An 8,685-nucleotide genomic window follows, 5' to 3' on the forward strand; every position below is an offset into this window, starting at 1 on the left:
GTCACCCGCCTGCGTATCGGTCGACCTATCGCGCGATAGGACACCCCTTTCGCCCGCGCCCCTTTCGCCCGCGCCCCTCCCGGGCGGCGCTCCTGCCGGGAGGGCCCTCCGTGGAGAAGCAAGCCGGGCGTCGGGCAGCAGTTCGGGATCTGTCAACGCCGCGCCCGGCACTCGGCGCACGGGAAGGGCGGCGCGGCACGGGAAAGGTGTTGGCCGCACTGGATGGGTGGTGGCCGCACGGCAAAGGCGCTCGCCGCACGGGATGGTGCGCGTGCGGAGAGCACGCGTCGCGTGCGCGGCGAGGTTTCGCGTGCGCGCCGCCACGAACGCGCAGGACCCCCGCGCGGGATCAGGACGCCCGTGTCAGAGCACGGGGATGCTGACCTCACGCGGGGGTCCTGCGGCGAGGGTGGCGCGTGCCCACCTGGACGGCCAGGCAGCGCGGCCTCGCGTCCGCCCGGCAGTCCGCCTCAGATGTTGAAGCCCAGGGCGCGCAGCTGCTCGCGGCCGTCGTCGGTGATCTTGTCCGGGCCCCACGGCGGCATCCAGACCCAGTTGATGACGTGCGTGGACACGAGGCCCTCCAGCACGCCGGCCACCTGGTCCTCGATGACGTCGGTCAGCGGGCACGCCGGGGAGGTCAGCGTCATGTCGATGACGGCGTGCGTCTCCTCCACGGTGACCCCGTAGACGAGGCCGAGGTCCACGACGTTGATGCCCAGCTCGGGGTCCACCACGTCGCGCAGCGCCTCGGTGACGTCCTCGGTGCTGGCTGCTGCTGCGGTCTGCTGCTCGGTCATGCCTGTGCTCCGTTCGTCGGTGCGTCGGTGTCGTGCTCGCCGGTCACGTCCACCCCGGCGCGGGCCAGGGCGTCGGTGAGGGCGGTCCAGCCCAGCAGCGCGCACTTCACGCGCGCCGGGTACTGCGAGACGCCGGCGAAGGCCACGCCGTCGCCGATGAGCTCCTCGTCGCCCTCGTACTGGCCGCGCGAGGTGAGCATCTTCTTCATCTCCGCCAGGCTGCCGGCCACCTCGTCGGCGTCGTGGCCGATGGTCTCCTCGGTCATCACCGAGGTGGACGCGGTGGAGATGCTGCACCCCATCGCGTCGTAGGAGACGTCCACGATGCGGGGCGGCTCCACGGAGGTGTCCACGTGCACGCGCACCGTCACCTCGTCGCCGCAGGAGGTGTTCACGTGGTGCACCTCGGCCTCGAATGGCTCCCTCAGCCCGGCGTTCTGCGGGTTCTTGGAGTGGTCGAGGATGATCTCCTGGTACAGGTCCATCAGGCTCCTGCCTCCTGGTCGGTGCGGCCCGCGGGGGTGCCGCCGGTGGGGGTCCCCACGTCGATGCCGAAGACGCCCGGCACGCGGTCCAGCGCCTCGAGGAAGGCGTCCACGTCGGCCCGCGTGGAGTACACCGCGAAGCTGGCCCGCGTGGTGGCGGGCACGCGCAGCGCGCGGTGCAGCGGCCAAGCGCAGTGGTGCCCGGTGCGCACGGCGACGCCGGAGTCGTCCAGCACCTGCCCCACGTCGTGCGGGTGCACGCCCTCGACGGTGAAGGACACCGCCCCCACCCGCTCGGCCACGGGGCCGACGCCGGTGGAGGTGGGCCCGATGACGGTGACCCACGGGCGCTGCACCAGGCCGTCGAGCGCGTACTGCACCAACTCACGGTCGTGGGCGGCCACCCGCTCCATGCCGATCTCGTCGAGGAACTCCACGGCCGCGCCCAGGCCCACGGCCTGGCTGGTCATGGGCACCCCGGCCTCGAAGCGGGCCGGTGGAGGGGCGTAGGTGGAGCCCTCCATGCGCACCAGCTCGATCATGGAGCCACCGGTGATGAACGGCGGCATCGCGGCCAGCAGCTCGTGGCGGCCCCAGAGCACACCGATGCCGGACGGGCCCAGCACCTTGTGGCCGGTGAAGGCGAGGAAGTCCACGCCCAGGGCAGCGACGTCCACCGGCAGGTGCGGCACGGACTGCGCGCCGTCCACCACGGTGAGCGCACCCACCTCGCGGGCACGGGCCACCAGCGCCGGCACGTCGGCCACGGCCCCGGTCACGTTGGAGACGTGGCTGAAGGCCAGCACCTTGGTGGTGTCGTCCACGACCTCGCCGAGGCCGGAGAGGTCGACCCGGCCGTCGGCCAGCAGCGGCAGCCAGCGCAGCGTGGCGCCGGTGCGGCGGGCCAGCTCCTGCCAGGGCACGAGATTGGCGTGGTGCTCGGCCTCGGTCACCACGATGCTGTCGCCCGGCCCGAGGCGGAAGCGCTCGGCCACCGCGGGGTCGGCCCCGTCCATGGCGCCGGCGGCGCCGGCGTTGGAGAACGCGTAGGCCACGAGGTTGAGCGCCTCGGTGGCGTTCTTGGTGAACACCACCTCCTCGGTGCGCAGCGCCCCGATGAAGCGCGCGATCCGCTCGCGCGCCCCCTCGAAGGCGTCCGTGGCCTCCTCGGCCAGCTGGTGGGCACCCCGGTGCACCGCGGAACGGTGCTGGGTGAGGTACTCCCGCTCGGCCTCCAGCACGGCCAGCGGCTGCTGGCTCGTGGCCCCGGAGTCCAGGTACACCAGCGGCCGCCCGTCACGGACGGTCCGCTGGAGCACCGGGAACTGCGCGCGCAGCTCCTCCAGCTCGGCGTCGGTGAACGCGCTCACGCTCAGACCGCCGCCTGGGTGAAGCGGTCGTAGCCCTCGGCCTCGAGGCGCTCGGCCAGCTCCGGGCCGCCCTCCTCGGCCACGCGGCCGTCCACGAAGACGTGCACGAAGTCGGGCTTGATGTAGTTGAGGATGCGCGTGTAGTGCGTGATGAGCAGCACGCCCATGTCGTTGGCCTCCTTGGTGCGGTTCACGCCCTCGGAGACGATGCGCAGCGCGTCCACGTCGAGGCCGGAGTCGGTCTCGTCGAGCACGGCCACCTTGGGCTGCAGCAGCTCGAGCTGCAGGATCTCGTGGCGCTTCTTCTCACCACCGGAGAAGCCGGCGTTCACGTCGCGCTCGGCGAACTCGGGCTTCATGCGCAGGTCGGCCATGGTGTTCTTGACGTCCTTGACCCAGGTGCGCAGCTTGGGGGCCTCGCCGGCCACGGCCGTCTTGGCGGTGCGCAGGAAGTTGCTCACCGTCACGCCCGGCACCTCCACCGGGTACTGCATGGCCAGGAACAGGCCGGCGCGGGCGCGCTCGTCCACGCTCATCTCCAGCACGTCCTCACCGTCCAGGGTGATGGAGCCGGAGGTCACCGTGTACTTGGGGTGACCGGCGATGGAGTAGGCCAGCGTGGACTTGCCGGAGCCGTTCGGGCCCATGATGGCGTGGGTCTCGCCGGAGTTGATGGTCAGGGTGACGCCCTTGAGGATCTCCTTGTCCTCGCCGTCGTCCGTGCTGACCGAGACGTGCAGGTCCTTGATCTCCAGGGTGCTCATGTGTCCTCTTTCGTCGCAGGTGGTGCCAGGGGGAACCAGTGGTTCCGGTGTCGGGGGTGCGGCGGCCTTCAGGAGGCGATCGCCACGTAGATCGAGCTGCCGTCGATGCGCACGGTGTGCACGGCCACCGGCTGGGTGGCCGGCAGGCTCAGCGGGTGCCCGTCGTTGAGGTCGAACTCCGAGCCGTGCAGCCAGCACTCGATGGTGTCGCCGTGCACCTCTCCCTCGGCGAGGGAGACGTTGGCGTGGCTGCACGTGTCGTCGATGGCGTGGACGACGCCCTTCGAGTCGCGCACCACGGCCACCCGGCGTCCGCCGAGCTCCACCACGGCGCCGCCGACCTCGGGCAGCTCGTCCAGGGTGCCCACCAGGTACTCCTCGACCTGGCCGACCGGCAGCGCGCCGGTGTGCGGACCCTCGTCGCGGGCGGCCATCAGGCGGTCGCCTCCGCGTCGTCGTCGAGCAGCTCGTCGGCCTCGGTGGGGGCGAACCCGAGCTCCACCTCGATGGCGCGCATGATGCGCTCGGTCACCTCGGGCACACCGATGCGGCCCACGATGTCGGCGAAGAAGCCGCGCACCACCAGGCGGCGGGCCTCGGCCTCGGGGATGCCCCGCGCCATGAGGTAGAAGAGCTGCTCGTCGTCGAAGCGGCCGGTGGCGCTGGCGTGGCCGGCCCCCTCGATCTCGCCGGTCTCGATCTCCAGGTTGGGCACCGAGTCGGCGCGCGCCCCGTCGGTGAGCACCAGGTTACGGTTCATCTCGTAGGTGTCGGTGCCCTCGGCCTCGGCGCGGATGAGCACGTCACCCACCCACACGGTGCGCGCGGTCTCGCCCTGCAGGGCGCCCTTGTAGAGCACGTCGGAGTGGCACCTCGGGGCGTTGTGGTCCACGAACACGCGGTGCTCCTGGTGCTGGCCGGAGTCGGCGAAGTACACGCCGTACAGGTTGGCCGAGCCGCCGGGGCCCTCGTAGGACACGTTGGTGTTGAGGCGCACCAGGTCGCCGCCCAGGGTCACCACGATGTGGCGGAAGGTGGCGTCGCGACCGATGCGGGCCTCCTGCTGGCCGGTGTGCACGGCCTCGTCGTCCCACTCCTGCAGGCTCACCACGGTGAGCTGCGAGCCGTCGCCGGCCACGACCTCGACGTTCTCGCCGTGCTCGGCCGCACCGGTGTGGTGGAGGATCACCATGGCCTTGCTGTGGCGCCCGGCGTCGATGACGACGTGCCCGTTCGAGCGGCGGCCGGCGCCCTGGCCGGTCACGCGGACCACGATCGGCTCGGTGAGCTCGGTGTCGGCCGGGACGGCCACGTGCAGCGCCTGCTCGCTGCCGGCGGAGGCCACGACCGCGGCGCGGTCCTCGGGCACCAGCACGGTGCCGCGGGGCGCCTGGCCCGGGGCCAGCGGGGAGGCCACGTGGGTCTCGCCGCTGACCTCCCAGGTGGTGGCCGGGGTGCCGTTGGTGTCGGTGGCCTTCTCCTGCAGCAGGGAGCCCAGGCGGTCCAGCGGCGTGAAGCGCCACTCCTCCTCGCGCCCGGTGGGCACCGGGAAGTCCGTCGGCTCGTGCGAGCGGCGGCGCTTGGCGCGCGACTCGTCGGCGGCCGGGGTGCCCAGCTGGGCGGCCGGGTCGGTGTGCGTGGCGGCCGGGGTGAGTCCGCCGGCGGCCTGGTCGTTCTTCGTCTCGCTGAGCAGCGACATCAGCCGACGGCTCCTTCCATCTGCAGCTCGATCAGGCGGTTCAGCTCGAGGGCGTACTCCATCGGCAGCTCACGGGCGATCGGCTCCACGAAGCCGCGCACGATCATGGCCATGGCCTCGGTCTCGGAGACACCGCGGGACATCAGGTAGAACATCTGGTCCTCGGACACCTTGGAGACGGTGGCCTCGTGGCCCATCTGCACGTCGTCCTCGCGGATGTCGACGTAGGGGTAGGTGTCGGACCGGGAGATCTGGTCCACCAGCAGGGCGTCGCAGACCACGGACGACTTCGAGCCGTACGCGCCCTCGGCCACCTGCACCAGGCCGCGGTAGGAGGTGCGGCCACCACCGCGGGCCACCGACTTGCTCACGATGGAGCTGGTGGTGTGCGGGGCGTTGTGCACCATCTTGGCGCCGGCATCCTGGTGCTGGCCCTCGCCGGCGAAGGCCACGGACAGGGTCTCGCCGTTGGCGTGCTCGCCCATGAGGAAGACGGCCGGGTACTTCATCGTCACCTTGGAGCCGATGTTGCCGTCGATCCACTCCATGGTGGCGCCCTCGGCGCAGGTGGCGCGCTTGGTGACCAGGTTGTACACGTTGTTCGACCAGTTCTGGATGGTCGTGTAGCGCACCTTGGCGTTCTTCTTGACGATGATCTCCACCACCGCGCTGTGCAGCGAGTCGGACTGGTAGATCGGCGCCGTGCAGCCCTCCACGTAGTGCACCGAGGAGCCCTCGTCGGCGATGATCAGCGTCCGCTCGAACTGGCCCATGTTCTCGGTGTTGATGCGGAAGTAGGCCTGCAGCGGGATGTCCACGTGCACGCCCGGCGGCACGTAGATGAAGGAGCCACCGGACCACACGGCGGTGTTCAGCGCGGAGAACTTGTTGTCACCGGCGGGGATGACGCTGGCGAAGTGCTCGCGGAACAGGTCCTCGTGCTCGCGCAGGGCGGTGTCGGTGTCGACGAAGATGACGCCCTTCTCCTCCAGGTCCTCGCGGATCTGGTGGTACACCACCTCGGACTCGTACTGGGCGGCCACACCGGCGATGAGGCGCTGCTTCTCCGCCTCCGGGATGCCGAGCTTGTCGTAGGTCTTCTTGATGTCCTCGGGCAGCTCGTCCCAGGTGGTGGCCTGCTTCTCGGTGGACTTCACGAAGTACTTGATGTTCTGGAAGTCGATGTCCGAGAGGTCCGAGCCCCAGTGCGGCATCGGCTTGCGGTCGAACAGGCGCAGGGCCTTGAGACGCATGGTGCGCATCCACTCCGGCTCACCCTTGCGCGTGGTGATGTCCTCCACCACGGCCTCGGACAGGCCGCGCTGGGCGGCCTCACCGGCGGCGTCGCTGTCGCGCCATCCGTACTCGTAGCGGCCCAGGTCCTTGAGACCGGGGTTCAGCTCCTCGATGTGGGAGGCGCCGCTGGGGGTGCCATCGGCCGTCGTGGTCATCGTGACCTCTCCTCGTGGTGGTGGGTGGTGGACGTGTCGGGACCCGGCCGCACGGTGACCGCGGAGGCCGGGACGAAGGTGGTGCAGACGTGGCCGCCGACCGGCAGCGTCTGCAGGCGCTGGACGTGCACGCCCAGCAGCTCGGAGAACGCCTCGGCCTCGGCCTCGCACAGGGCGGGGAAGGCCTCGGCGGCCTGCTGCACGGGGCAGTGGCCCTGGCAGAGCTGGACGCCGTGGACCTGCGGCACCTGCCGCACCGAGGGGGCGTAGCCGTCCCCGGCGAGCTCGGCCGAGAGGGCATGGGCGCGGTCGACCGGGTCCTCCCCCGCCTCGCGCACGGCATCGGCGTAGCGCGAGACGAGCTGCTCGGCGCGGCGGCGAGCGTACTCGGCCACCGCCTCGGTGCCGCCGGTGGCCTGCAGGAACTCCAGCAGCTCCACGGCCATCTCGTCGTAGGCGGTGGGCAGGGTTGTGTGACCCGCGTCGGAGAGCACCCAGGCGCGGGCGGGGCGTCCGCGGCCACGCGTGCCCGCGGCGGCCAGCTCGTGCTCGTGCTCGGCGATGACGCCCTCGGCGGCCAGTGCGTCGAGGTGGCGGCGCACCGCGGCGGCGGTGAGGTCGAGCTGGTCGGAGAGCTCGCGGGCGGTGATGGGGCCATCCTGGGAGACGGCAGCACGGACCCGCTCACGGGTGCTCGTCGCCGGCTCGCTCATAAACACAACAACAGTGTGCGCTAAATCTTTGTTCCCCTCCAAGAGAGGTGAACCTCACCCGGTGCTCCAGCGCGGCCGCGACGTAGGGTTCTCCCCGTGCCGACCACCTCCCCCGCCGCCGTGCTGTTCGACGACGTCGCCCTCACCCGGGAGGGCGTGCGGGCGCTGGACGGCCTGTCCTTCACCGCCCCCGCGGGCGCGGTGACCTGCGTGCTCGGACGCAACGGTGCGGGCAAGTCCACCATGGTGCAGACCGCCACCGGGCTGCTCCGGGCGGACTCCGGCGTCGTGCGGGTGCTCGGCACCGACCCGTGGGGTGCCACCCCGGAGCACCGCGGTCGGGTCTCGGTGGCCCTGCAGGACGGTGGGCTGCCCACGGGTGTGCGGCCCTCGGTGCTGCTGGCCCACCTCTCGCGCCTCTACCCCGACCCGCGTCCGTGGCAGGACCTGTGGCGCCGACTCGGCATCCACGGCTACGACAGGCGGATCATCCGCCGCCTCTCCGGCGGGCAGCGCCAGCGCGTTGCCCTCGCCGCGGCGCTCGTGGGCCGCCCGCAGGTGACCTTCCTCGACGAGCCGACCGCCGGCCTCGACCCGCACAGCCGGCTCGACGTCTGGGACGTGGTGCGCCGCATCGCCCAGGAGGGGGTGGCCGTGGTGGTGACCACGCACTCCTTCGAGGAGGCCGAGCGCCTGGCCGACCGCGTCGTCGTCATCGACGCCGGGCGGTGCGTGGCGCAGGGACCCGTGGCCGAGGTCGCGGACGGCAGCACGCTGGAGGAGCGCTTCTTCGCGCTCACCGGACGCACGGAGACGGAGGCCGCATGAGCGCCCACGACGCGACGACCCCTGCCGGCGCGACCGGCGGTGAGGCGGCCTCCGCGCGCGCGGTCCCGGCCGCCCGACGCGTGCTGGCGCAGGCCCGCTACGAGGCGGGCGTGCTGCTGCGCAACGGCGAGCAGCTGCTCGTCTCGATCGTGCTGCCGCTGCTGGCCCTGGTGACGCTGCACCTCACGAGCTCCCCCTCCCTCGGCGAGGGGCGCCGCATCGACCTGGCCGTGCCCGGCGTGCTGGCGCTGGCGATCATGTCCACGGCCTTCACCGGGCAGGCCATCGCGCTGGCCTTCGACCGCCGGTACGGGGTGCTGCGCCTCTTCGGCACCACACCGCTGGGGGCCAGCGGGCTGGTGTGGGGACGCATCGTGGCCGTGCTCGGCGTCATCGCGCTGCAGGTGGCGGTGCTCGGTGGAATGGGCCTGGCGCTCGGCTGGCAGCCCACCTGGTCCGGCGTGCCCGCGGCGCTGCTGGTGGGGGTGCTCGGCGCCGCGGCCTTCGTGGTGCTGGCGGTGCTCGTGGGCGGGCGCCTGCGGGCCGAGGCCGTGCTGGCCGTGGCCAACCTGCTG

The 8,685-nt window shown here is 72.0% G+C and carries 10 protein-coding genes; 2 read left to right on the forward strand and 8 right to left on the reverse strand.

The annotated features are described in order from the left end of the window. Positions 1–470: 470 nt before the first annotated feature. From HMPREF3099_RS09835 to HMPREF3099_RS09870, 8 genes are all read right to left on the reverse strand, one after another. Entirely contained in the window at positions 471–800 is a 330-nt protein-coding gene (locus tag HMPREF3099_RS09835; protein WP_070705811.1) for a metal-sulfur cluster assembly factor, read from the reverse strand. Continuing rightward, positions 797–1,285 (reverse strand): Fe-S cluster assembly sulfur transfer protein SufU, encoded by a 489-nt coding sequence (gene sufU / locus HMPREF3099_RS09840; RefSeq protein ID WP_070705812.1) that lies wholly within the window; start codon positions 1,283–1,285, stop codon positions 797–799. Before sufU ends, HMPREF3099_RS09835 begins: the two co-directional genes overlap by 4 nt. Beyond that, positions 1,285–2,661, reverse strand: a complete 1,377-nt coding sequence (locus HMPREF3099_RS09845) for a SufS family cysteine desulfurase (RefSeq protein ID WP_371327532.1) — start codon at positions 2,659–2,661, stop codon at positions 1,285–1,287. The genes sufU and HMPREF3099_RS09845 overlap by 1 nt, the downstream gene beginning before the upstream one ends. Next, entirely contained in the window at positions 2,658–3,419 is a 762-nt protein-coding gene (gene sufC, locus HMPREF3099_RS09850) for a Fe-S cluster assembly ATPase SufC (protein ID WP_070705814.1), read from the reverse strand. Before sufC ends, HMPREF3099_RS09845 begins: the two co-directional genes overlap by 4 nt. 68 nt (positions 3,420–3,487) lie before the next feature. Beyond that, positions 3,488–3,853 carry a non-heme iron oxygenase ferredoxin subunit gene (locus HMPREF3099_RS09855; protein ID WP_070705815.1) on the reverse strand — a complete coding sequence of 122 codons (366 nt, stop codon included), beginning with the start codon at positions 3,851–3,853 and terminating at the stop codon, positions 3,488–3,490. Next, entirely contained in the window at positions 3,853–5,118 is a 1,266-nt protein-coding gene (gene sufD / locus HMPREF3099_RS09860) for a Fe-S cluster assembly protein SufD (RefSeq protein WP_070705816.1), read from the reverse strand. Before sufD ends, HMPREF3099_RS09855 begins: the two co-directional genes overlap by 1 nt. Further along, complete coding sequence (sufB, locus tag HMPREF3099_RS09865) at positions 5,118–6,569, reverse strand: Fe-S cluster assembly protein SufB (protein WP_070705817.1); 1,452 nt, start codon at positions 6,567–6,569, stop codon at positions 5,118–5,120. The genes sufD and sufB overlap by 1 nt, the downstream gene beginning before the upstream one ends. Then, complete coding sequence (locus HMPREF3099_RS09870; RefSeq protein WP_070705818.1) at positions 6,566–7,282, reverse strand: helix-turn-helix transcriptional regulator; 717 nt, start codon at positions 7,280–7,282, stop codon at positions 6,566–6,568. Before HMPREF3099_RS09870 ends, sufB begins: the two co-directional genes overlap by 4 nt. 96 nt (positions 7,283–7,378) lie before the next feature. Between HMPREF3099_RS09870 and HMPREF3099_RS09875 the strand changes: the two genes are divergently transcribed. Further along, a complete protein-coding gene (locus tag HMPREF3099_RS09875; RefSeq protein ID WP_070705819.1) occupies positions 7,379–8,110 on the forward strand; it encodes an ABC transporter ATP-binding protein in 732 nt (243 codons plus the stop codon). Continuing rightward, a partial coding sequence (locus tag HMPREF3099_RS09880; RefSeq protein WP_202816749.1) for an ABC-2 transporter permease occupies positions 8,107–8,685 on the forward strand: 579 nt, incomplete at its 3' end. The genes HMPREF3099_RS09875 and HMPREF3099_RS09880, both read left to right, overlap by 4 nt.

The sequence above is a fragment of the Kytococcus sp. HMSC28H12 genome, assembly GCF_001816045.1.
Taxonomy (GTDB): domain Bacteria; phylum Actinomycetota; class Actinomycetes; order Actinomycetales; family Dermatophilaceae; genus Kytococcus; species Kytococcus schroeteri.

Excerpts from the sequence above, each read along its gene's own strand:
- HMPREF3099_RS09835 (WP_070705811.1), bottom strand. The coding sequence starts at position 800 with ATGACCGAGCAGCAGACCGCAGCAGCAGCCAGCACCGAGGACGTCACC.
- sufU (WP_070705812.1), bottom strand. The coding sequence starts at position 1,285 with ATGGACCTGTACCAGGAGATCATCCTCGACCACTCCAAGAACCCGCAG.
- sufC (WP_070705814.1), bottom strand. The coding sequence starts at position 3,419 with ATGAGCACCCTGGAGATCAAGGACCTGCACGTCTCGGTCAGCACGGAC.
- HMPREF3099_RS09855 (WP_070705815.1), bottom strand. The coding sequence starts at position 3,853 with ATGGCCGCCCGCGACGAGGGTCCGCACACCGGCGCGCTGCCGGTCGGC.
- sufD (WP_070705816.1), bottom strand. The coding sequence starts at position 5,118 with ATGTCGCTGCTCAGCGAGACGAAGAACGACCAGGCCGCCGGCGGACTC.
- sufB (WP_070705817.1), bottom strand. The coding sequence starts at position 6,569 with ATGACCACGACGGCCGATGGCACCCCCAGCGGCGCCTCCCACATCGAG.
- HMPREF3099_RS09870 (WP_070705818.1), bottom strand. The coding sequence starts at position 7,282 with ATGAGCGAGCCGGCGACGAGCACCCGTGAGCGGGTCCGTGCTGCCGTC.